Source organism: Comamonas sp. Z1, from assembly GCF_008121555.1.
In the GTDB taxonomy this organism is placed as follows: domain Bacteria; phylum Pseudomonadota; class Gammaproteobacteria; order Burkholderiales; family Burkholderiaceae_C; genus Comamonas; species Comamonas thiooxydans.
Genome location: NZ_VOQT01000022.1, coordinates 45,527 through 68,646 on the forward strand (window position 1 = coordinate 45,527; position 23,120 = coordinate 68,646).

The 23,120-nt window shown below is 52.8% G+C and carries 20 protein-coding genes and 1 pseudogene; 10 read left to right on the forward strand and 11 right to left on the reverse strand.

The window, feature by feature from the left end; translation table 11 throughout:
* Positions 1–5: 5 nt before the first annotated feature.
* The 3 genes from FSY45_RS24260 to FSY45_RS24270 all read right to left on the reverse strand — a co-directional run bounded on the left by FSY45_RS24260 (position 6) and on the right by FSY45_RS24270 (position 5,436).
* The gene (locus FSY45_RS24260) at positions 6–827 is read right to left on the reverse strand and encodes a DUF4391 domain-containing protein (protein ID WP_081007870.1); all 822 of its coding nucleotides are present in this window, start codon (positions 825–827) and stop codon (positions 6–8) included.
* Positions 824–3,985 carry a helicase-related protein gene (locus FSY45_RS24265; protein WP_238592629.1) on the reverse strand — a complete coding sequence of 1,054 codons (3,162 nt, stop codon included), beginning with the start codon at positions 3,983–3,985 and terminating at the stop codon, positions 824–826. Before FSY45_RS24265 ends, FSY45_RS24260 begins: the two co-directional genes overlap by 4 nt.
* Positions 3,986–4,188: 203 nt before the next feature.
* Entirely contained in the window at positions 4,189–5,436 is a 1,248-nt protein-coding gene (locus tag FSY45_RS24270) for an integrase arm-type DNA-binding domain-containing protein (RefSeq protein WP_054076035.1), read from the reverse strand.
* Between the two features lie 215 nt (positions 5,437–5,651).
* Between FSY45_RS24270 and FSY45_RS24275 the strand changes: the two genes are divergently transcribed.
* Both FSY45_RS24275 and FSY45_RS24280 read left to right on the forward strand, forming a co-directional pair.
* Complete coding sequence (locus FSY45_RS24275) at positions 5,652–6,704, forward strand: protein NO VEIN domain-containing protein (RefSeq protein ID WP_148748452.1); 1,053 nt, start codon at positions 5,652–5,654, stop codon at positions 6,702–6,704.
* A gap of 157 nt (positions 6,705–6,861) precedes the next feature.
* The gene (locus FSY45_RS24280; protein ID WP_131324705.1) at positions 6,862–7,782 is read left to right on the forward strand and encodes a hypothetical protein; all 921 of its coding nucleotides are present in this window, start codon (positions 6,862–6,864) and stop codon (positions 7,780–7,782) included.
* Between the two features lie 181 nt (positions 7,783–7,963).
* Here FSY45_RS24280 and FSY45_RS24285 read toward each other — a convergent pair whose 3' ends face one another.
* The 3 genes from FSY45_RS24285 to FSY45_RS28400 form a co-directional block, all read right to left on the reverse strand.
* Positions 7,964–9,325 (reverse strand): DUF3987 domain-containing protein, encoded by a 1,362-nt coding sequence (locus tag FSY45_RS24285; protein WP_034358032.1) that lies wholly within the window; start codon positions 9,323–9,325, stop codon positions 7,964–7,966.
* The gene (locus tag FSY45_RS24290; RefSeq protein ID WP_019043833.1) at positions 9,322–10,539 is read right to left on the reverse strand and encodes an inovirus-type Gp2 protein; all 1,218 of its coding nucleotides are present in this window, start codon (positions 10,537–10,539) and stop codon (positions 9,322–9,324) included. The genes FSY45_RS24285 and FSY45_RS24290 overlap by 4 nt, the downstream gene beginning before the upstream one ends.
* A 153-nt stretch (positions 10,540–10,692) precedes the next feature.
* Positions 10,693–11,097, reverse strand: a complete 405-nt coding sequence (locus tag FSY45_RS28400) for an AlpA family transcriptional regulator (protein WP_230630455.1) — start codon at positions 11,095–11,097, stop codon at positions 10,693–10,695.
* A gap of 100 nt (positions 11,098–11,197) precedes the next feature.
* Between FSY45_RS28400 and FSY45_RS28405 the strand changes: the two genes are divergently transcribed.
* The 8 genes and pseudogenes from FSY45_RS28405 (at position 11,198) to FSY45_RS24345 (ending at position 18,522) form a co-directional block, all read left to right on the forward strand.
* Positions 11,198–11,965 (forward strand): hypothetical protein, encoded by a 768-nt coding sequence (locus FSY45_RS28405; protein WP_230630456.1) that lies wholly within the window; start codon positions 11,198–11,200, stop codon positions 11,963–11,965.
* Between the two features lie 211 nt (positions 11,966–12,176).
* Positions 12,177–13,160 (forward strand): DUF932 domain-containing protein, encoded by a 984-nt coding sequence (locus FSY45_RS24305; RefSeq protein ID WP_012837669.1) that lies wholly within the window; start codon positions 12,177–12,179, stop codon positions 13,158–13,160.
* Between the two features lie 135 nt (positions 13,161–13,295).
* On the forward strand, positions 13,296–14,333 hold the full coding sequence (locus FSY45_RS24310; protein ID WP_012837668.1) for a YqaJ viral recombinase family protein: 1,038 nt from the start codon (positions 13,296–13,298) through the stop codon (positions 14,331–14,333).
* An 85-nt stretch (positions 14,334–14,418) separates the two neighbouring features.
* Complete coding sequence (locus FSY45_RS24315) at positions 14,419–15,492, forward strand: hypothetical protein (protein WP_012837667.1); 1,074 nt, start codon at positions 14,419–14,421, stop codon at positions 15,490–15,492.
* A 103-nt stretch (positions 15,493–15,595) separates the two neighbouring features.
* On the forward strand, positions 15,596–15,934 hold the full coding sequence (locus FSY45_RS28540; protein ID WP_329955781.1) for a helix-turn-helix transcriptional regulator: 339 nt from the start codon (positions 15,596–15,598) through the stop codon (positions 15,932–15,934).
* Positions 15,935–16,014: 80 nt separating this feature from the next.
* Positions 16,015–16,758, forward strand: coding sequence for a hypothetical protein (locus tag FSY45_RS24325; RefSeq protein WP_123974928.1), 744 nt, complete (start codon positions 16,015–16,017; stop codon positions 16,756–16,758).
* Positions 16,759–17,363: 605 nt separating this feature from the next.
* Positions 17,364–17,663 (forward strand): annotated as a pseudogene (locus FSY45_RS24335) (transposase); the annotation flags it as partial.
* 280 nt (positions 17,664–17,943) lie between these two features.
* A complete protein-coding gene (locus tag FSY45_RS24345; RefSeq protein ID WP_012837662.1) occupies positions 17,944–18,522 on the forward strand; it encodes a DDE-type integrase/transposase/recombinase in 579 nt (192 codons plus the stop codon).
* 20 nt (positions 18,523–18,542) lie between these two features.
* On the opposite strand, the gene FSY45_RS24350 is transcribed toward FSY45_RS24345, so the two are convergent.
* The 5 genes from FSY45_RS24350 to FSY45_RS24370 form a co-directional block, all read right to left on the reverse strand.
* The gene (locus FSY45_RS24350) at positions 18,543–19,553 is read right to left on the reverse strand and encodes an FAD-binding oxidoreductase (RefSeq protein ID WP_019043840.1); all 1,011 of its coding nucleotides are present in this window, start codon (positions 19,551–19,553) and stop codon (positions 18,543–18,545) included.
* Positions 19,554–19,562: 9 nt separating this feature from the next.
* The gene (locus FSY45_RS24355; protein ID WP_019043841.1) at positions 19,563–20,510 is read right to left on the reverse strand and encodes a PdxA family protein; all 948 of its coding nucleotides are present in this window, start codon (positions 20,508–20,510) and stop codon (positions 19,563–19,565) included.
* Positions 20,507–20,971, reverse strand: a complete 465-nt coding sequence (locus tag FSY45_RS24360; protein ID WP_019043842.1) for a nuclear transport factor 2 family protein — start codon at positions 20,969–20,971, stop codon at positions 20,507–20,509. The genes FSY45_RS24355 and FSY45_RS24360 overlap by 4 nt, the downstream gene beginning before the upstream one ends.
* Positions 20,968–22,209, reverse strand: a complete 1,242-nt coding sequence (locus FSY45_RS24365) for an aromatic ring-hydroxylating dioxygenase subunit alpha (RefSeq protein WP_019043843.1) — start codon at positions 22,207–22,209, stop codon at positions 20,968–20,970. Before FSY45_RS24365 ends, FSY45_RS24360 begins: the two co-directional genes overlap by 4 nt.
* A gap of 15 nt (positions 22,210–22,224) precedes the next feature.
* The coding region (locus tag FSY45_RS24370) for a tripartite tricarboxylate transporter substrate binding protein (RefSeq protein WP_148748453.1) at positions 22,225–23,120 on the reverse strand (896 nt) is incomplete at its 5' end.

The window sequence follows — 23,120 nt, forward strand, 5'->3', positions numbered from 1 at the left end:
TTCCCTCAAAGGTTTTGAGCTGCTTGCTGGCGCTGGGCCAACAGGGCTTTGATTTCTAAATTGGCGGCCACTTGCCTGGCCAGCTGTTTTTCTTTGACTGCAGCGGCGCGTGCTGCGGCAATGCGTGTGTCCAGTTCTCTGCAGGCGTGCAGTGCTGCTCGGCGCTGCGCGGCATGCTGTGGGCTATGACTGGGGATGAATTGCCCTGTCAACTCCATAGCCTGCCAAGCTGTCAACGTGTCAAACCAGCCTTGGTACAGGGCTTGCAGGTGTTGGGTGGGCTGCTTACCCAATGCCATGGCTTGTAAAAATGCCTCTGCCGAAGTACCTACCCCAAGGGCAGTGATGGTGGGAGCATCGTCCAGCACGGTCTTATCCAATTCGCGCTGTGCCTTGCGAATATGTGCAATGGAAACAAGCAATTGCCCGCCGCTATCCAGCACGAGCAAGGTGGGGTAAGGGATGGCGCGGTGAACCAGCTCGGCTACGCGTTTGATACTGGTGCTAATGGTGACAGGACGCGCTGACTGCTGGGCAGTAGCTGCAGCGTGGGGAGCTTGATTAGAGCGAATTTGGGCAACGACTACGGCTACTTCCAGGTAGCTGCGCTGTTCGTCTTCATATGCCGCGACGCCGACATTGCCGGGCTTGAGCGCGGCATACCAGGTGAGTTCTTCAATGTGGTCTTGCACCAGCTTGCGGTCAGCGACAGTGGCCGCCCCGCTTTCGGCCAGCATTTTTTTGGGAATGCGCTTTTGCACCAAAGCAGTTGTAGGAACAGCAAGTGCCGTCAGTAATTGCTGGGCATGCAGACTATGCGTACTCATGCGGCTTGAGCTTCCTGAGTCTCATGTTCATTGGGTAAGACGATCAGGTAGGCAACCACTTCAAAGTCATTAGCCCCTGCGAATTCCCCCCGCATGGCGTGGGTGCCGCCCGGTGAGAACAGGCTGGCCACGGCTCGCTCTTCGGATTTGCCCACAATCGATCCCACGGCAGCAGCAAGCAGCTTTTGTGCATGCTGCATGTCTTGGCCATGGCGGGTGGCGTGGTCAAAGCGTGCGCAGGCTGTGGCATCGGGCAGGTCACGACCGACGCTCAAGCGTTTGAGTCGGTCTAAAAAGCGTTTAGCTTGGGTGTAAGGCAGCAGCACCGCACCATCATCGCCCACATGTACCAGATAGTGAGGGGCCAAGGGGTAGCTGGCATCCACCATTTTTTGCGCAGCAGCGCCTTCGGCACGCAGGCAAAACAGAATGCCCGGTGGAATATCGGCATCAATGCTGGTGGTGACGGCAAAGCAGCCCAAGGGCATGCCTTCCAACTTGTCAGGGTGTTCGCGTGTGTATTCGGCCAGGTTGATTCGGAAGTCGGTCAGCGTCAGGTCGGTGATGGCGACGCCGCTGGAGAGGTCTTCCAGGTCAATGACGGTTTCTTGCAGCTTGAGCAGTTGGTTGCGGCGGTATTCCAGATCATTCATCTGGTTGCCGGATTGCTCTTCAATGATGTTTTCTTCGCCTGTGGCGGAAATATCCAGCAGCACCATGCGGCCGCTGACCCGTTGCTCCAGGTTGATGTATTCCTCCAACTCCATGTTGGGCCAGAAGTTCACCAGCTGAATGCTGCTGTTGGTGGAGCCAATACGGTCAATCCGCCCAAACCGCTGGATGATTCGCACCGGGTTCCAGTGAATGTCGTAGTTGATCAGCCAGTCACAGTCTTGCAGGTTTTGGCCTTCGCTGATGCAGTCGGTGGCAATGAGTAAGTCCAACTCGCCTTCATGCACCAGCGCCTCTGGCCGCTCTTTGGAGCGTGGGGAAAATGCAGTCAAGATACTGCTCAGGTCACGGCGCAGTTCTGGCAATGTGGTTTGGTTGCGTCCTGCGCCTGTCACCAATGCCGATTCGATACCCAGCTCTGACTTGGCCCAGGTAGCAAGGTGTTGATACAGATAGTTGGCCGTATCGGCAAAGGCAGTGAATACGATCACTTTGCGGTTGCCGGGGTTGATCGGCTGCTGGCACTTTTGCGCGATCAGTTCACGCAATTTTTGCAGCTTGTCATCGCGGGCGGCGCTGACTTGCTCTGCTGCGGCGTACAAGGTGGCCAGGCGGTTGCGATCTTCAATCAAGTCTTGCTGCCAGCGCAGCAGGTCTACATCAGTCAGCAGAACCTTGACTTTGCGACCGACCAAGAGGGATTCAAAGGCGGGGTCGTCAATGTCCACATCGGCGATGTCGAGCTCTTCAATTTCTTCCTGATGAGCTTCAATGCGCGCCAGCATGCTTTCCACATCGCGCAGCTGTCGCTGCACAGTCAAGGCAAACGAAGACACAGCACTTTCCATGCGTTTGAGCACGTTGACACGCAGAAGGTGAATCAGGCTTTCTTCACGATCTGCTTGACGGAAGAAGCTCTCTCCGCCACGAATTTGGGTGCTGTACTTCTGGTCATAGGCTTCTTGCTTGTGCGGCAGCACGTAGCGCAGGGGCGCATACGCAGAAAGGTTGAGCCGTCGGATTTCCAGATTGATGTCGCGGATGGAGCGAAATTCGCCCGCACGGTCCACATCGGCTTTGATGTTGATGGGAGGCAGACGCTCAGGGAACCGGCCAGTCTCTGCCGTACCGTAATACTTTTCAATATGGCGGCGCGAGCGTGCGATGGTCAGGTGGTCCAGCAAGGCAAAGTAGTCAAAGCCCAGCATTTCCACCAGCAACGCCGGTGACTTCTCTTCAGGAGGCAGATCTAGCCAGCGGTTAAAGGCTTTCTGGGCACGGCGGGTGGTGCTATCAATACTGGCGATGCCATGCTCAAAAAGTGCTGTGTCATTGCCCTCGGTGACAAAAGCAATCTGATTGCGCAGGTCTGCTAGGCGATTGTTCACTGGCGTGGCTGACAGCATCAGCACCCGTGTTTTGACCCCTTCGCGAATGATCTTGCGCATCAGCTTGTCATAGCGTGTCTCGCGTCCCTTGTTCGCAGCTTTGTTGCGAAAGTTATGAGACTCATCGATCACGATCAGGTCATAGTTGCCCCAGTTTACGTGCGCCAAGTCGATATCGCCGGAGCTGCCTTTGTCTCGGGTGAGGTCTGTGTGATTGAGAACGTCGTAGTTGAATCGATCAGGTGCAAGGACGTTGCGTTGATCGTTGGCCTTGTAGAGCGTCCAGTTGTCGCGCAAGCGTTTGGGGCACAGCACTAGCACGCGATCGTTGCGTAGTTCGTGGTACTTAATGACGGCCAGGGCTTCAAAGGTTTTGCCGAGGCCCACGCTGTCTGCAATGATGCAGCCACCAAAGCGTTGCAGCTTTTCGATGGCGCCTACGACGCCATCTCGTTGAAACTTATAGAGTTTTTTCCAAACAACGGTATTGCGTATGCCAGTGGCTGATTTGACGATTTTTTCCTCATCCAGCTCTTCTGTGGCAAACAACTGGTGAAGCACCAAGGCATACACACTGGCTGCATCGCGATGGTTGGCCAGCTCCTTGACAGCAGAAAGCAGCAAGGTTTTTGCTTCAGGATGCTCTTCAAGCTGTGCCCATTGCTGGTCAAACCACTGACTGAGCATTTGGGCTTCTGCCGTATTTTCAGATGCCTGAATCAAACTCAATGGATTGCCAGAAGTTATGCCCAAGCCTTCAGAGCTAAAGCCAAAGGAACCCAGAGCCGCTTGCTGAGCCAGGCTGCTCTCATCACGCAAGACGAACGTGCCCTGCGGCACAGCACCTTTAGCCTGTCGAACATCTGCTTTGACCTCCAGCCACTGCATCAGTTTGCGGGCCAGCCAATGCACTTGAAGCTTGTTGCGCGAAGCACGGTCACAAGCGGAACCAAGCAATCCAAGGTGGTCTGTCTGGAAGTATGGAAAAGGAGTGCTACTTTGCTTGGGGGGTGGGACAACGATGCGTGCTTTCTCCAGCACGTATAACTCAGTGAGCAGTTCAGCAAAAGCAAACAGGGAGAACGCGTCTGAGACCATGTCCAGCGCCCACGCCCTAACCCAGGACGAATCAGGTCCAGAACCCGGTCAGAGCCGGCATTGCTGATGAACTTCATTGTTCCTCATCCCCCCGATGATCAGTTTCTTATGATCTCATTATCAAACAGAGGGGACACAGAGAACGGATGCCTTTCTCAACATTGATCAAGAAGCACATGCCAGTGCACGGATGCATCCGAGTTTCAGCCTACACGCTGATGCAACGCAACCACATTGGCCCCACCATTACGCAGTCGATCAAGGTAGTCAGCCCATTGCTGAATCTGCTCAAAACGCTTTGCCAAGTACTTGGTGCGGTTGTAGCTCCTTCCGTTCGCATCCTTGACGGCATGCGCCAGATTAGCCTCAATCGCCAGTGGATCAAGGTCCAGTTGATCAACCAACATGGTTCTGGCGCTGGCACGAAAACCATGCCAGCTTTGCTCATCGCCAAACCCGAGGCTATATAAGGCCGTGCGCACAGAGTTATCTGACATGGGCCTGTCATGATCTCGCTGGCCAGGGAAAACATAACGGCCACGTCCACTGAGAGGCTTCAACTCACGAAGCATCGCCACCGCCTGTTTGGGCAACGGCACAACATGCGGCTCGCCGTTTTCCTTCTCTTGCACAGAGCGCTTCATTTTTGCGCTAGGAATCGTCCACAGCTGCCCATCCAAATCAAGCTCCTCCCACTCCATCATCCGCAGATTGGCTGGGCGCTGATAAAGCAACGGTGCCAGCAAAAGTGCCGTTCGCACGAATGGGCCACCTTTGTAGGCATACATTGCCCTCAAAAGCTCACCAAAGCGCTCCGGCTCCACGATCGCTGGGAAATTGCTTCCACGATAAGGGGTCAACCGCGCCTTCAACCCCTCTGTGATGTCACGCTGAGTGTTGTTGGCCGTTGGTAGCCAATAACGCCAAATTTGCCGAGCAAGCATTAGAGCGCGGTCGGCTGTCTCAATTGCACCACGCTCCTCAACCTTTTGAAGCACAGCCAAGAGTTCCATTGGCTGGATCTCGGCCATCTCTCTATCACCGATCCAGGGGAACAAGTCACGCTCCAATTGCCTCAGTGTTCTCTCAGCATGCCCAGGGCTCCAGCGGGTCACCTGTCGTTCATGCCAGTCCAAGGCCACCAACTTGAAGGTGCTGCCTATTCCCGTTGGATTGACTAACTTTTCAAGCTTGCGAGCCTTTGCCGGATCCACACCGTCGGACTTTTGCAAGCGCGCAACATCTCGCGCCTTTCGTGCAGCCGACAAGCTAACCTGCGGGTAGCTCCCCAAAGCCAAACGCCCTTCCTTACCATCCTTCCTGTACTTCCAAAACCATCGCCGCGACCCGGCGGGACTGACTTCTAGGTACAAACCACCCGAATCAGAAAAGCGCTCTCTCTTCACGCCGGGGGAACAAGTGGCATTCCTGCACTGTGCATCGGTCAACATGGGGGAACAAACCTCTCAAAAATGCCCTGCTCTAGAGGGAAATGGGGGAACAACGGGGGTAAATCTACCATTTCAAGCCTCTGTTCCCCCAAATGTTCCCCCTAGTGCTCTTGGCAGAGGTTAAATTTCTTTAGACTTATTTGCACTCTAAGTTGTTGATTTAACAAAAGAAAAAGGGATTCAATGAACTTCATTGAATCCCTTTGGATGGGTAGATGGTGGAGCTGGCTGACCTCGAGGCCCGTGGCACTGCCGCCTTCTACGGCTCCTACAAATGGGGCTATTCCCACGAGACAAAGACCGCACGATTCGACGCCAGTTTCATCCGGACGCTCAATGAGGACGCCTGGCTGCCGAACGCCGACGGCGAGCTTGTACCGCCAGGGCTCGTGGTGTTCGATCTCCTTGGCTGGAAGCCCAACCCCTTCCTGTTGACCAAGATCGCCTTCAAACCGCCGATCATCGACCAACTGGCCAAAGAGGCAGGCATCGATCCAGCGATTCTCGATCTACGGCGAAGAGACCCCGCTATCGTTGCCGAGCTGGCATCCCGGTTGAGCGCCAGTCCAACACTGGATCCCGAGCCATCGACAGCCCTCGAACCGGAGGCCGACGAGCCATCCAACGGCGATGTGTATGACGGCGCGAAAGATTTGTACGGCGACGACATGCAGGATATCCTGCCCGGCACACCTGATCCCGATGGCTGCGACGGCGTGGGCAATGGCGGTCGGGCCGGTGGTGGCGGAACCAGTGGTGGTGGACAGAGATCGAGGCCGCCTGGCTCGGCTGGTAGCAGGCCATTCATTTCCTACGTCGGAATCCACCCGAACGATGATGATGCCGATCCAGATGGCCTCAACCAAGCAACGCGAATGCAAGTTGAGGAACAGGCCATCACGTTGATCATCGAGCTGGAACCGACGCTACAACGCACATCAAAAGGCAACCCTGGTTTTGACCTCTTCGAAGCCGACAGCAGTGGCAGGTTAATTCGGTGGATCGAAGTGAAATCGATGATGGGCACCATGGCAGATCGTCCTGTAGGTCTGTCACACACACAATTCAACTGCGCGCGTGAAAAGGGAAAAGCTTACTGGTTGTACGTGGTCGAACACGCAAGCAATCCAGCACAGGCGTGTGTGCTCAAAATTCAAAACCCCGCCGGTCAAGCCAGAACATTTACATTAGATAGAGGTTGGCGTGAGATAGCAAAATCTAATAACCAGATTTATGGATATCATGATCTGACAGTTAAACCTACTTAGTTATGTACGACTATTAGAACGAATATTAATTCCTACAAATCATCCTCGACTCTGTATTCGTATTCAACGATTACGTTGATGTCATACCGCTCAAAAATCATTTAAATAATTTCATTCAGATCGATAGCAGATCAAAGCTCACCAAAAATATACATCGATGAATTCCAATATCAGAATAACTCCATTCTACCTAAAACCATCGAAAGCTCTGAAGGATTTACTTATTACAGATGAATCCGAAGCAGGCTTAGTACTAAGTGCCACGAAAAAATTCATCCCCAATTTACCCGAAAAATTAAAAAACATATTTACAGAATCAATAAAAGCAATTCACCTCACAGAAAAATATCATGAAGAAGAAATAATTAAAGTATTACCCTATCGCGACATTATTGGTAAAAAGTCCTTTTCAGAAAAAATTAGACTATTAGGAGAAGAAAAATTTCGTACAGATAAACCACACACTACAATTCAAGCTGAATACATTACCTTATTTACCAATATTCAACAACTAATATTTGACTATGGGATCATTCGACAATCTCAAAAAGAACTCAAATATGCAACCCCAAATAATAACACAATTGAAGAAATCATAATAAATTCATTTTATAAAAATGAACACCTTGCTGACCACAGATATCAAAATTTGATTATAAGTAGACTTTTTTCTATACAAATTAATTTCTATGAATTACTTAATTCTTATAACAATATAGTTGACAAAGAAGATAGAAAAACTATAGCTAAATTTGGTGGCGCCACTAAAAATTATGGTGAACATATTTTATTAAAAAATATTCTCAATTATTTTTCAGAGAACCTCCCAGCTGAAAATGAAAAATCATCATCCATTGCTTTCCTGCATCGAAAGCATTATAAAAATCTTGAATCCACTCTAGAAAAATATCAAAAAAAAATAGGTACCCGAGAAGAAGGCAGTAGACATTTTATTTACTACGGGTCCAACTTAACAACAGATGGATTATTGCGAAAAATTAGAGAATGGTGCAAAGAAGATAAAAATTTCAGAAAAGAGATAGAAGAATATCACTTAAAATCAAAAAAGAAAAAATAGCCCCTCCAAAGAGGAGTTCCTAGTTCATTTTTCATCGATATTTATCGCCAAATTTTCGAGTCACGCCTAATACCTAGGTACGTACCCCGCTCCACGGGTTTCAATGACAATATCATCACCATCTATGCTCGATACATTACGGTACGTGAGATCCAGAGATTTACTCTGGAGCTATACGCCACTACTTATCCTTATCCCGCGATGACAAAAAGCTTGTAAGCCTCCTGACGTCATTTTGATTGGGCTGTGCCAGTAGAGCCAGTAGGTTGAAATTCATTTGAAGTGCAACACGTTTTCCGCCTTCTAAATGCAGAATAACCTTGTTTCGCCCCACCAACTGATCGATAGCGAAATCAAGGTTCGCAGCCTTACGCAAGCATTTAGGCCCCTTGCGCAGCAAATCAACTCTGTTAAAAAACCCTCCAGGATTAGTTGAGAGCTTACGCTGCATATACGAATACAAGGCATCGGCGAAATCGACCATACCCGTACTACGCACCAACTCCTCTGATTTTCCTAAACCCATCAATGCTTGCTGAAGGTGCCAATTGACCAACTCAACAGCCGCTTCCATCATTGGTAAGTCAATCATAGGCTTCGGCCCATTGAACCATTGCAGCACCGCAGCGACTCTCAGCGCCTGCTCACCAGCACGCTCCAGAAATGGCTTCATCCCTCTCCACTCTTGGGCAAACAACTTTTTTTGATGCCAGTCGGCAGCTGCAGTTCTCCAGCATCCCAGAGCTGCGGGTGAGAGCTGAATATGACTTCTTGGGCACGAAGAAGCAAAGATGTCTCGGTAGTCATTCATCAACTCACGAACACGGGTGTTAAAGGGTTGCGTCTTCGGGTCCGAAACACTCCTACCAGCACAACCACTGTAGACAAATGATGTTTTGGTAAAGGAGTAGAGGTTGCGGGCATGCAAGCCCGAGTGCATCATCATTTTCCCCTGTGCTCCCTCCAAAAACTCCGCATACACCGCGTCCTGGACGGCCATGCAAAACGTCGTCCGCGTATTCGGTATCTGTGTGATCTGATACTTACGTATTACGCGTAAGTCACTCCCATCAAATCGCTTGCACATGGACTGAATATCGAGATGCTTGGCCATCATTCCACCTTCATCCATCACAATGGCAGCCGCCTGCGCACCATTACCAAATAAGCTGACGATGCCACTCTCAGACGTGTTCTCCCAGAGATAGGGGTGTGCACCAATTTCACAAAAATTCATCTCGCCTGTCTGGCATCCATTGAAGGCAGCCTCGAAGTCACGGAACCCGTGAAACGCATGTTTGATCACTGTGGATTTGCGCATCCCGGACTCCGCAATCACAGAGACGTACAAGCTCGCAGGCATGACCGTAAAGAAAGGCGTATGAATGTCCACAGTACCCTGTACAGCAGCGGCCATCGCTGCGAGTACCACGGGCCCCACCAAAGCCGTTTTAGCTTGCGTGGCATCTGCAACGCACTGGGCAAAATCACTGCCTAGTGACTGCAAGCAATGTAGAGGATAAGGAGACGCTTTGTTCATCATTGATTCCCTTTGCTTGCCTTCGCTACATTCAATTCACGCAATGGACGACGCACTGCCCATGGATCAACAACTTGTTCCGGCTTGCTACGCTTAGGACCCGTTTTGCGCTTGACAACTTTGGGCACCTTGGAAGATCCAAATCCGTGCATCCGCTCAGGAGCCCTTAGATGCACCACATAGTCGACCTTCGTGAGGTACTCGGCATACCCACCCACGATGAGCCATAGCAAAGGGTCGCTGTAGTCGATCACACGCAAGATGGCGTCTTCGTTCTTTTGCTGAGCATTCAGATTCCACGTGTAAGTATCAGGGTTGCCAACAGCAGCATCCCACATCTGGGCAATGGCTTTAGGCACATTGATGCGATCTTGGTGCTTGGTTCCATTGAGGCCAATCAGCCAGTGGATGTGCAGCCCTTTGATTGGCGCACATTCAATCTTCCATACGTAAAAAGCCAAGTCCTTTCTGTACTTCTTGCGAAGTGCCTTGAGCTTCTTATCCCGGTATGCACAAACGATCTTGAAACGTTGCTCAAAGTCCTGCGAAGACAAAAAGACTCCCCGCCGATCTGGGAAAGGTTTCTTGTAGCCCCAATCCAATCTGATCAGCAGTACCTTTCCAAATCGCTGCCACTTGGACTCAGCCATCTTCAGGACTTGCTTATAGTTCTCAGTAGCATTTCGTTTGAAGCTGTGCACCTTTTCTCTGTGCCCTTCAGCCATCAGTCTTTGACGTATCTGTTGAGAAAGATGGTTCAACTCCTGATGCACCTCACAACGTTGGTCAAGAGTCATCAAGCGATAGGCATTTAAATCAAAGTTATTCAAAAGCTGGAATAAACGATCATCGACATATACTGCATTCAAAATCCAGTGCTTGATCACATCCAGAATAGACGTAATTTCAAGAGAAACATTGAGATAAAACGCACTACCTGAAATATCAGAATCCAATAAAATTGGGCTCATCATCTCGGACACGCAAGTGATCAAGGAGTACTGATAATTTCTCAACCCAATATAATTTTTGACAGCTCCTTCAGGGAATGGATAGACATGGGGTATTCTCGAAGAAAATTCATAAATTATTTTACATGCCTCAATAAGCTCCCTGTCTAAGACATGAGGAAGCACCTCTTCTTCCCCATCCAATGAATCTTCAAAGCGGAGATACTTGTTAATATATTGACTCTGATTGATATCATCATTGGTCATTGCATACACCTTATATTTAGTTACTAAATACCTAATTAACTCAAAATATCACAACTAAGAATTAAGCATCCAACACATCGAAATTAGCGCAAGAAAATCGTACAAAACCGCCGAATTTCAATACGATTCTTTTTGAAAATTTAGTACCCCATTTCATAGGTCCGTTTCCCTGTACCGCAGCTTCTCGATATAGGAATACACATCTTCCAATTTCCACCCAACTGCCTTCATGCCGAGCTGAATGGGTTTCGGAAAACTCGGGTCGTAGTACTTGGTCTTGGGATTCAGACGCAAATACACCGTGGAACGGGAGAGCCCCACCAATTTCACGAACTGCGGTAGGCGGATGATAGTTTTCAGATCCAGAGTGGATCTCTGGTGAGCAGAAGGCTGCATGACTTGCGGCTCTTCATTCTGGCGTTCAGTACCTAGATCCGCCTGCAAGGAGGTATTCGTACCAGCCAGCTTGGCTCGAGATATAGCTACAGCCCGTGCTGCATCAGGCACAAGCGCCTTGCTTCCCACAGCCGTTGCCGAAGGGTAAAGGGTCTGATTCATGAAGTCTTCCTTTTGTTGCTTGAAGGCCTTCATTGAATCGAGAGGGGCTTCTCACTTCGAGGCAGCTGCTTCGCGGAGCCTCAACTGACAAGCAGGTCTCTTGACTTTTATTTATTTTATTGATAGGAAATCACACACCCCTCACCTCGCATCAAAATCCTCAAAATTCGAAGTCATGCGAACGTGCGAATTCGATGAAAAATTTAGTTCCATACAGAGGAAAAATCCACTCAGAATTGGTCTGTGCGAAAACCTCAAATTTCGCATGCAAGATCCGCTCAAATTCAAAGCATTCGGACCCGTTCATTCAGCTTCGCAATCCTTCCGTAGCAGAAATTCGCGCCAAAAACAACAAAACCCCAGAACTAAAGAATTTTTAAATCCAGTTTTTTTGATCCACATATCACTGCTTCGAGTTGCTACTACGGCGCTTCCGTCTACACCTCAATCCTTGCTGACAAGCCTTGAGGTGCAAGCGGTATTTCAACGATCGGAGCATTTGATGAGCACCTTTCCCCCTCGCCCTTGTCCTTGCCTTTGCCCTTTATGTGGCAGTCTTCAAGTCGTCCAACGATGTTGGGGACGTAAAACGGGCGGTTTCGTCGGATCGCTTGCCGGTGCTGCAGGTGGTTTTGCAGGTTCTCTGCGTGGAGCACAAATCGGCGGTATTACAGGCGCACTTCTGGGCCCAGCAGGCATCTCTATTGGAGGGCTGGCTGGTGCCGTTCTTGGCGGTTTAGTGGGCAGCTCCATTGGCTGCGAGGTTGGTTCAGCCGTTGGTGAAACCATTGATGCCCACGTCCTCAACGATTTCAAATGCCAGGAATGCGGTCATAGCTTTGCGCATTCACATTCCAGCTCGCTGTAATCAGACGAAATCCGCCTTACCGTATTAATCCTCGTTTCAAATTTCACCAAGCTTCTTTTCCAGCTTTATTCGATTTATCGAATACTCCCCCATTCATTCGACGACCTCTCCAAGCCCATTTTCAAAAATCCGAAGCCGTGAAATCAACCGGCTCGCGGAAGTTTTTGAATTTCTGAGGTGATGAGAGGTTTCCATCCATTTGGAGATTTGTATGTCCCATCTTGTAGAAACCATGGCATATACCGGCCAAACCCCTTGGCATGAACTGGGCCACGCCCTTCCGGCCAAACAAGGCATCGATGTCTGGGCCCAGGCCGCCGGCATGGATTGGCGCATCCAGGAAACACCGGTGCGTTATCTGGCTTCCAATGCTGATTCAGGCCTGTCAGGCCTGTACGCCGAGCCCAAAGAGTTCCCTGAGCAAAAGGTGCTGTACCGCAGTGACACCCAGACTCCGCTGTCTGTGGTGGGAAGCCGCTACCAGGTAGTCCAGCCCCGCCAGGTGCTGGAGTTCTATCGTGATCTGACGGAAGTGGCCGGCTACGAACTGGAGACCGCAGGTGTACTCAAGGCTGGTCGCAAGTTCTGGGCTCTGGCCCGTACTGGCAAGTCAGCAGCGCTCAAAGGCAATGATGTGGTCAACGGCTATTTGCTGCTGGCGACGTCCTGTGACGGAACGCTTGCTACGGTAGCCATGCCGACGACGGTGCGGGTTGTGTGCAACAACACGCTGACGATTGCACTGCGTGACGGTGTCGGTGCTGTCAAGGTACCGCATAGCACGACCTTTGATGCCCAGGTGGTCAAGCGCCAGTTGGGCGTGGCCGTGGGCCAGTGGGACAGCTTTATGTACCGCATGAAGACGCTGGCCGAGCGCAAGGTCAAGACCCATGAGGCGCTGAACTATTTCCTGAAGGTGATCTGCAATACAGACTCCCATTCGGATTTGTCTGTGGGACTGACCAATGAACGGGCTCTCAAGAAGGTGCAGATGCTCTATGAGGGCCATGGCCGTGGGGCTGAGATGCATGCGGCCAAGGACACGGCTTGGGGCCTGCTGTGCTCCGTGACGGAGTTTGTTGACCATGAGAAGCAGGCTCGTAGTCAGGACAACCGTCTGGACAGCGCTTGGTTTGGTCAGGGAGCAGTGATCAAGCAGCGTGCTCTGGATCATGCACTGCAACTGGTCGCCTGACCGTGACCGACCGTTGGCTTTTGGGGTCGTCTTTGGACGCCTTAGTTCTCTTCCCCTCTCTCATCTTTCCTACACCCCCAGCCACCTTTTGAGGTGGCTTTTTTATGCCCGTAGTTCGCGGGCCAGGAGATTTTGATGTCTGTGCATGTTCTCAAGAATGGCAATCTGGATGGCGGCGCTGCTGGCACACGCACCCCTCGCAAAGGTGTTGCTTTGCGTCTGGTATCTACCAAAGACATGGAGCGCGATGACTGGCTGGAGATTCGCCGTACCGGCATTGGCAGCTCGGATGCCGCTGCAGCGATTGGCCTGAACCCCTACCAGTCCCAACTGGAGTTGTGGATGCAAAAGACGGGCAAGGGTGATCTGCTGCCAGTCTTCGATCCGAATGATGACACCAGCCCCATGTTCTGGGGAACGATGCTGGAGCCCATTGTGGCGGCTCACTACACCAAGCGCACAGGCAACAAGGTGCGCAGAGTGAATGCGGTTTTGCAGCATCCTGAGCATCCTTGGATGCTGGCTAACGTGGATCGTGAAGTGGTCGGCTCTTCGGCGGTGCAGCTTCTGGAATGCAAAACTGCAGGTATCCATGGCGCCCGCCTGTGGCGTGACGGTGTTCCCGAGTATGTGCAACTGCAGGTGATGCACCAGTTGGCCGTGACTGGCCATCGTGCTGCTGACGTAGCTGTGCTGGTCGGCGGTCAGGAGCTGCGAATCTTACGGATTGAGCGAGACGAGACATTGATTGCTCGACTGATCGAAATGGAGCACGCATTCTGGCAAATGGTGGGGAGCAAAACGCCGCCTGCTGGCGATGGATCGGACAGTGCAGAAAAAGCCTTGCGTAGCCTCTATCCAAACAGTTCAGGCGATGACGTAGACATGAGTGATGACCCAGAGCTCAATGCCACGTTTGAAGCCTTGTTAGCGGCACGTGAGCAGCTTGAAGTGGCACAGAAAAATGAAGCCCGCTTGCGCCAGGCCATCCAGATCCATATGGGAGAAGCGGGCAAAGCAACGTTTGCCTGCGGCGGCAGCGTGACATGGCGGCGCAGCAAGGATGGCCAAGTGTTCAATACGGCGCAGTTCAACAAAGACCATCCAGAGTTGGCCAAGGCCTACCTGTCCACGCGGGCTGGTGCTCGGCGATTTTGCGTCAATGAAACGTGAGCGGTGACTCACGGCCCTTTTTATCCATCCCCCTCTGCTCTCTGCGGTTCACAGCCCCAGAGAGCTTTCTTTTTTGGAGCAAGACATGATCAAAGGTTTGATGATCACCCCGCCTGTGATTGGCAGGATTTCGATTGGCAAGGTGGTGGAGAAGAACGGCAAGCGTCTGCCAGAAAAGGACGATGAGTTCACCATCACCACGCAGGTGCAGCAGCGAGGCCAGTGGGTGCTACACCCTTTGGATGAGGCTTTGCGCCAGAGCCAAGCACCTGGTCAAGTTTCCTGCGGCATAAAAGAAGGCACAGAGCCTTCCGATGTGCAAAGTGAAACGTCAGCAAGCGCTACCCAAACTCGCACAGGCAAACGCTCACTCAAAGACAAGATGGGTGTGGCAGATACGCCAACGGCTGCACCGAGCACGACAAGGCGCAAGCTGCGCAGCATCCCAGTGCGGGTGCTGTTCAATGATCCAGATTTGAACCTACGAGCTGATTACTGCATGTTCGATCGCAGTACCGCTCGCCCGCTGTGCGTCGGCAATGGCGAGAGCTGCAAGCGTGTGACAGACAAAGGTCTGGAAGAGTTGGCCTGCCCTGGTCCGGATACATGCCGGTTTGGCATGGGCCATTGCAAGCCCTACGGCCGCTTGAACGTGAGTATTGGCGACAGCGATGAGTTGGGCAGCTTTGTATTCAGAACCACGGGCTTCAACAGCATTCGCACTCTGGCAGCGCGGCTGCAATATTTCGCTGCAGTCTCTGGTGGCAACCTGGCCTGCATGCCGCTGGAGCTCAAGCTGCGTGGCAAGTCCACCACGCAGTCGCATCGATCGGCCATCTATTACGCGGACTTGGTGGTGCGTACTGGTGCCTCTTTGAACGAGGCCATTGGGCAAGCCCACACCTTGGCGGCTGAGCGCTTGGCAGCCGGGTTTGATCAGTCTGCCTTGGACGGAGCCGCACGACAGGGCTTTGCCAATGGCAACTTTGAAGATGCGCCCGATGAGGGGGTTGAGATTGTGGAAGAGTTTTATCCCGAAGAGTGCGAAACACCCACCGCCCCTACTACAGCTGCAGCCAATGAGCACTGGCCCCCTATCGCTCAGGCCAGTCAGCGAAATGGTACGCATAGTCCGTATCCGCAAAAGCAGTGGCTGTGACGACCGTAGCACTTAAAGCAGTGTTTCTACACACCGTGATCGCTATCACGGTGTGCTTTTGCACTGTGGCCAAGCATGCTACGAATCGTAACCATTGCGTCCCATGGCAAGCAAACCAATGACCAATGCAGACCGATCTCCAGTGCTCAAGGCATTTGGGCAGGCCGTGCGTGAGTGCCGAAGCGCGCGAGGGTTTTCTCAGGAAGGTTTTGCGCATTACTGCGGCTTGGATCGCAGCTACATGGGTGGCGTGGAGCGTGGTGAGCGCAATGTGACGCTGGTCAACATGGAGCGCATCATCGCCGCCCTTGATATGAAACCATCCGAATTCTTCCTGACTTTGGATGGACATTTCCGGGACCTCGCCGTACAACGCGATGCTGCGCATTTAAACGACTTTGCGCCTTATTTCCGACCTGGAATTCCTCGAAAAACACCCTAAAGCTCAGACTTTTCTCCGCCCTCTTTTCAAGGTGTGAAGAGTGCGTGTGTATTTTCATTTCAAATTTAAGAGATGGCCCTATGAAAAAACGAATACTTCTTTGTTCAGCCTTAAGCTTCGCATTGACCGGCTGTAACTCTTCCCCAAGCAATAGCGATCTAGAAGCTTATCTAGAGCCCAAGTTCGATAGCTGCAAAAATCTCAAAATCGTAGACATCAAAAAGACCAATGGCTATCAAGAGGATGGCTACTATAGGGTGGAATTTTCTTACGGATTGGAACTTAAAGATTCCAGCCTATTAGATACTATGCGCAATCAATGGAAAGAAGAAAAAGAAGAATCAGAAAGACGACTAGAGAAAAATAAAAAATTTCTCGAAACAAGAGAAACACTTGAAGCGGAAATAAAAAAAATAGCAGATGAATTCGAACTGCATGCACCTTACATGCCCTCTTCCGATGAAATTATTGTCTTTAAACGAGGGCTATCCGCAGAGATAGCGCCAGAAATACCATTACCCCTTCAAGAAAAGATTAATATCTGGAAAAAACTTGTAGAATCTAGAGAACAAGAGATAAATAATCAAAAGCCATTCAAAATTTTTGGCAATGAAGAGACTATTATTTACAGAAACTACTACAACGGCTGCAATCCTAGTGTGAAACAATTCACAAAAAATCTTTTTGAAGGACAACAACTCGCATCATTACGTAGTGAGAACAAAGATCCAGAACTTTTATTTGACGAATATAAAGTAAAAGTAACTTTGACAATTCCAATGCGAAAAACAGAAAATGGGTGGCGTGTAATCAGCGATAACTGATTACCACGAAGCAGTGATCGGCACTAACTGGCGCAGTCAGTGCCGATCACATGCCTTTATTTTTTTGTAGGTGCTTTCGCCGACACCCTTAAATTTTAGGCGCAACAACACTCGCTTGAATGAAAAAATCCTGTAGCCGCCTTCGCGGAATAAGTGAATCACCCCGGGTTTGAACTGTCCCCAGAAGTTGGTCGGTTACCGTCCCGCCAACTAGGCGGTGTTTCTCAGCCAGTATCCCACCGCGTGGCGCCCAGGTCTATCCGCACTCCGGTGGACTTCTGGCGCGAGCTGTTGCGGCTTCACTTCGCCAACCGTTCGTTGCCGCCCCTGTTCGCCCAGCACGCGGCAGGCATCATTCACGGCAAGGGGCTGTTCACCGACCAACCCGTAGCCACATGGGTGGAAATCAACAAACTGCAGACAGCTCCAAAGCAGCGCTGCTTTCGCTGTGCAAGCGATACGCGGATGTAATGGGTGATAGCGCTGAACTGAAAATGGCAGCAGCAGCATCTATCGCGAATGAATATGAGTGGCAGATCACTCAGTTCTAGAGCGTGTTATGAACTTCCGTTCAAGACACGCGGCAGCCCAAGTAGAGTGCTGCAATGCCCCGCAAGCCTTACCCGCATGACCTGCGTGAGGTCTTCAATGCGCTGCGTTGGCTGGTGCGTGCAGGTGCACCTTGGCAGCTGCTGCCCAATGACCTGCCGCCATGGGAGGCGGGATGCTCCGAGGCGATGGTGTCGGACCTGCGCTCCATCATCCGTGTGGCCCAAGGGCGCCAGGGGCAGTCCAGTGCCGCAGTGCTAGATGAGCGTACGTTGCAGTCAACCTGCGAGTGTCACCCGCGTGCGAGCTACGACAACGACAAGCGCCGCCGCGGCAGCAAGGTGCACATGGCCGTTTACTTTTACTGAACACATACGCGCACGAGGCGAATGGATCCAGGCCAAGGGCCTGTTCCACCAACAGGGCCGCCCAGTCAAGGCTGCGCCAAAGTTGCAGGATCGATTGGTGACGCCGATCAAGGCCATGCTCGAGGAAAACCTATCCTTCGGCTATCGAACGGTGGCGCATCTGCTGGGGTTCAACAAGAACACGGTGCAGCGCATCTTCTAGATAGAGGGCTGGCAGGTGCGAAAGTGCCCGGTAGGCTTCAGGCCCAGGATCCAATCCCTGCCCTCGGTGGCCAAGGCACTGAATGAGCGCTGGGCCACCGACATGTGCCGGGTCTGGGCCGGACGGGCTGGCTGGACCACGATGGCCCTGGTGATCGATTGCCACAGCCGGGAACTGCTGGGCTGGAACCTGTCGCGTAGCGGGAGATCCAAGACTGCGGAGTCAGCACTGGAGCAGGTGCTGATTGCACGGTTCGGGACACTCGGGCGTGTGCCAGCGCCGTTCCTACTGCTCTCGGACAATGGGCTGGTCTTCACCAGCCGCAGCTCCACGGCCCTGGTCAGAAGCTATGGCCTGCGCCATGAAGAATCGCTTGCCGAGTCGCTCGCCTCGCTAGTCTTGGCTCGCAGTTCATACCTCTACCATCGCGCCCGTCTCAACGCTGACGAGAAGTATGTCCTGGTGTGCCGATCAATCACCAACATCTTCGAGCGCAACCATGGCTGCTTTGGCTACCGACGGGTTACTGCAACGCTGTGCAGTTCAATGGCGGAGCCGGTCAACCACAAACGCGTACAGCGAGGAAGCAAGTTCGTCGGCAATGGCATGAATGCTTTTATTACTGCCTCAAGTCCGCCGTGTTGATATCGCATGGGTAGCTACTTCTAGTGGTGACCAGTCGGGCCTGTCGCAAAAACATCCGCGTGGAAGTCCTGTGCAAGCAGGCCCATATCGGAAGCGGCTGTGCGCACTGATTGAACCAGAGCTGGTGAGCCACAGCAGTGCACCACATGATCGTGCAGGTTGCCAAAGTGAGTGCGTAGCGCGTCATCCACCCGACCTGCGTGAGCATCCGCAGGCATATCGCCTAGGTCGGTGATGGCTGCAATGTAGCGAAACTGTGGCCAGACTTTGCGCCACTTGTCGATGGCGCTAGGAAGATACAGGCCCGAGGGGTTGCGAGCCCCCCAGATCAGCGTGATGTCGCGCTGAACCTTGCGTTTGGCTAAGTCATCAAGAACGGATTTAATGGGCGCAAATCCCGTGCCACCCGCAACGCAAATCAGGGGCCTTGCGTCATCAGGCTTCAGTGCGATGCTGCCGAATGGCAGTTCGATATCCAATGTGTCACCAGACTTCAACTGCTGAACGATAGTGCTGAAGCGACCACCAGGTACATGCCTGACATGCAATGTGATGCCATCGCTCTCATGGGGTGGATTGGCCATAGAGTAGCTGCGGCTTTCCCCGTCGTCGAGGTGAATCAGCAGGTATTGGCCGGCTTCAAATTTGGCGCGCTTGCCCACAGGCAGGCGCAGGCGCAGCAGCGAGACATCGGGTGCCGCCAGTGTATTGCTGTACACCTTGGCCGTAAAACGTTTTCGGGCTTCCGGGTCGAGACGGCGAAAGGAGCTCGGGTGGATACGTATATCGCTGGCTGCAGTGCAGCCGCACAGCAGCACTTGTTCCGAGGCGCAGAGTTCGTTTCGCACGGCCATGCCATTGAAGGAGGCAATATTTCCGTCGAGCAGCGTACTCGCACAGTTGCCACAGCTACCTTTGCGGCAGGAATAGGGCAGCTCGATGCCGGCCTGCAGAGCTGCATCCAGTACGGATTGCCCGGGCGCGCAGGGGAACGCGATATCGGAGTCGTGGATATGGATCTGGTGGTTCATAGAGAGTCCTCAGACCGGTTGGGCTCCGAGTAGGGCTATTGTGCGTAGGAGGGCCGTGGCGTCAGCCACGCCACGGCCGGCAATGTCCATGGCGCTGCCATGGCCCACGCTGGAAAGCACCACCCTGCCACCGATAGATAGTGCGCTGGCTCCGTTAGGTGCCAGCAGCTTGATGGGGATATGGCCCTGATCGTGCAGCATGGCTACATACAGGTCGTGCTTGCGCTGTGCCAGAACCATGTCAGCTCCCATGGGGCCGTCTACTGCTAGGCCGCGCTTGCGCAGTGTCTCGACAGCGGGAACGGTGATCTGGGAGTCCTCCAGGCCGAACAACTGTCCTTCAGATGCATGAGGGTTGATCCCGAATACAGCGACTTTTGGTTTAGGCACTCCGAGTAAGGTGCATGTCTGCACGGCAGCCTGCGCCGCGTTGACCACCAACTGAGGAGAGAGCCGCTCCAATGCGCTGCGCACGCTTTCATGCAAAGTGACATGCACTATGCGCAGGCCAGCCCCCACCAGCATCAGGAATACCTGGTCTTCGTTCATGCCAAGAACATTGGCGAGCAAAGATGGGTAGCCGCTGAACGCTATGCCTGCGCGGTGAATGGCCGTTTCATGGTGAGGGCAGGCAATGACGGCATCGACTTCGCCGTTTTCGCACGCTCGGATAGCCGCTGTTGCGGATTGCACCGTAGATAGACCAGCCTGCGGGGTGATTTCTCCCCATTGAACTGGTTGTGTAAGTGTGCCGGCTTCCTCGTGAACGATGTCTTGAAGAAGCGGCTCCATTTCGCAAACCCGTGCGGCTTGCTCGAGAGCGCTCCAAGGTCCATAGACCTTGATAAGAGACCTTTCGGTGACAGACAGCTGCTGGAGAGCTTTCAGTGCGATTTCTGGGCCAATACCGTGGGGATCGCCGATGGCCAAAGCCAATCTACGGTGCACTATTGTCATAGCGGCAATGCCATCAGCGTGTCCGTCACCGTGCTGTCGCAAACCGCGATGCGTTCTTGCAGACGTAACTTGCCATCGATCGTGGTGAATTTGTCGAGGTACTCACCGCTGGCAAAGACCTCTGTTTCCCCTGTATGCATGATGCGCAGCACCATGAACGGAGTGGAAGCGCTGGCCTGTGTTGCATCGCCTGACTGGATCGAAGGCAGACCCAGGATATGGCGATAGCGGTGGCGCTCGTAGATATTGGCTTCGCGCAGCGCAGAAATTCGGTCGGTGAGCATGTCCTGCGAATCCGCCCAGACAATGCCGGCAGCAAGTCCCTCATCATGGTTGTCGACATTGGTGACGCAATAGTGGCAATCCTTGGTGAAAAAGGTTGGCCATTGCTCCATTGCATCACTGTCTATGGTCTTCGCGTAGGCGGCATTGAAGGCCGCGATTTGAATTTCATTGATCATGCTTGCATCTCCTGTCCCATATGCTTGCGGTAGGCCTTCCAAAAGCCGCGTACCGAGGTTTCCGTGGCGCGGCCCTCGCTAGAGCCTTCGTGGTCTCCGCCCATCTCGATGACTGCATCAAGGTTGGCAGCGCCTGCGATGCCACGCTGCACGAATCCACCGACAGCTCCGTCTTCCATGGAAATGAATCCGGCCGGGCCGATAAGGTTGGCCTGTTTGAGTCTGACCTTGCGTTGCTCGGCACTGTCATCTGCATAGCCAAGATAGGTCCAGTTGAGTTCCGAGCTGGAGATGCTCTTGGGCAGCAACTGACGCACGGCGATGCTGTTCTGAATCTGCTGCAGCACAAAGCCAGGGAACACAGAAAGGATCTGCAGGGTCACGCCGTCCTCGAACTCCTCAAAGCCCTCTAGAAGGCTAGGATCTTTGAGCCGGTAACGCTCGTTGTCGGAGCGGATGGCCTGGTCCTTGTACGAGTCGTCTTTGGCGCCGCGATCGATCATGGAATAGCTCACATGGTGGCCACCCGACTCGTCGACGATGACACCGCCTTTTTGTGAGAGGCGATTCAGCTCGAAGGTGGTGAAGAACATATGCAGGAGGCTGGCGTGATAGCTGTCCTTCACGTTCTCGAAGTAGAGCTTCCAGTTGTTAGGCAGCTTTTGCGTGAAGCGACCGATGACTTCTACGGGCTTGTGCAGCACGCGCTCTATGCGCTCGCAAATCTCAGGGCCAAGGTAATCCTCAATGCTGGGTACATCCTCGGAAAAACTGCCAAAGACCAAACCGCAAAAGACAGCCACGCGGAGCTTGCGCGGGCCATGCTCTTCTTTGCAGAACGAGGCCGGCATGCCACCCTGGCCCTTGACACCTTTCTCGAAGGCAACGCCGGTCAGATCTCCCTGTCGGTTGTAGCTCCAGGCGTGATAGACGCACTGGAAACTATCCGTACGGCCCGATTTCTCCAGAGCGATGAGAGCGCCGCGATGCGCGCAGCGGTTCTCGAAGGCGTAGATTTCCTGGTCGGCATCCCGTACGACAACTATCGGTGTTTCACCGGCAAAGGTAGTGCGGAAATCACCGGCCCCGGGAATTTCAGATTCCAGGCACAAGTAGTTCCAGACCTCGCCGCGATAGATGCGCTGCTGTTCCTGATCAGCATTGGCTGTGTCGGTATAGATACCAAAAGGCACGCGCGTATTAGTGGCCCCATGCCACTGGATGATGGATTCTTGCATGTTGGTTCCTAAGAGTTAGAGCTTGACGTTGGCGGCCTTCAGCACCTTCTTCCACTTCTCGGTTTCCTGGCGGATGAACTGAGCAGTCTTGGACGGGTCCCAACCACAAGGCACGGCACCTTGTTCCTGAAAGTGCTTGCGGATGTCGTTCGATGACAGAGCCAGGGCCATCTGCTTCTGAAGCTTCTGAGCGATTTCTGCACTCGTGCCTGGGGGAGCCACAACAGAAAAGAAAGTCACGGCTTGCATGGCGGGCCATTGCTGCTCGGCGAAGGTGGGGACCTGGGGCAATATTTGAGAGCGCTGCTCGTCGGCAACGGCCAGAATGCGCACCTTGCCGGCCTGGTGGTAGGTGGCCGACGAGCTGATGTTGTCGAAAAACACATCCACATTGCCGCCGATCAAGTCAATCAGTGCCGGGGCTGTTCCCTTGTAAGGGATGACAGTCAGTTCAGTGCCAGTCAGCTGCATAAACATGGCAGCAGTCAGGTGGGATGTGGAGCCGTCGCCTTGCGTCGCCACAGTCACTTTTTTGGGATTGGCTTTGGCGTATGCGATGAACTCGCCAAGTGACTTAACAGGCAGCTTCGGGTTGATGACCAGGACGTTGGGCACTGTGGCCAAAATCGTCACCGGTACCCAGCGAGTCGGGTCGAAGCTGAGCTTTTGATAGAGGTTGTGGTTGATGGCGATGGGCCCCGGAGGGGAGGCCAGCACAGTCATTCCGTCCGGCGGTGCCCGGAACACTAGATCGGCACCGATGTTTCCACCAGCCCCGGGCTTATTTTCAATGATCACGCCACCTGCGTAGTCCGCGCGGATTTTTTCGACTACTAGGCGCGGCAGTACATCAGCGGTACCACCGGCCGAGAAGGGCACGACGATCTTGAGAGGTTGATTTGACTGAGCCA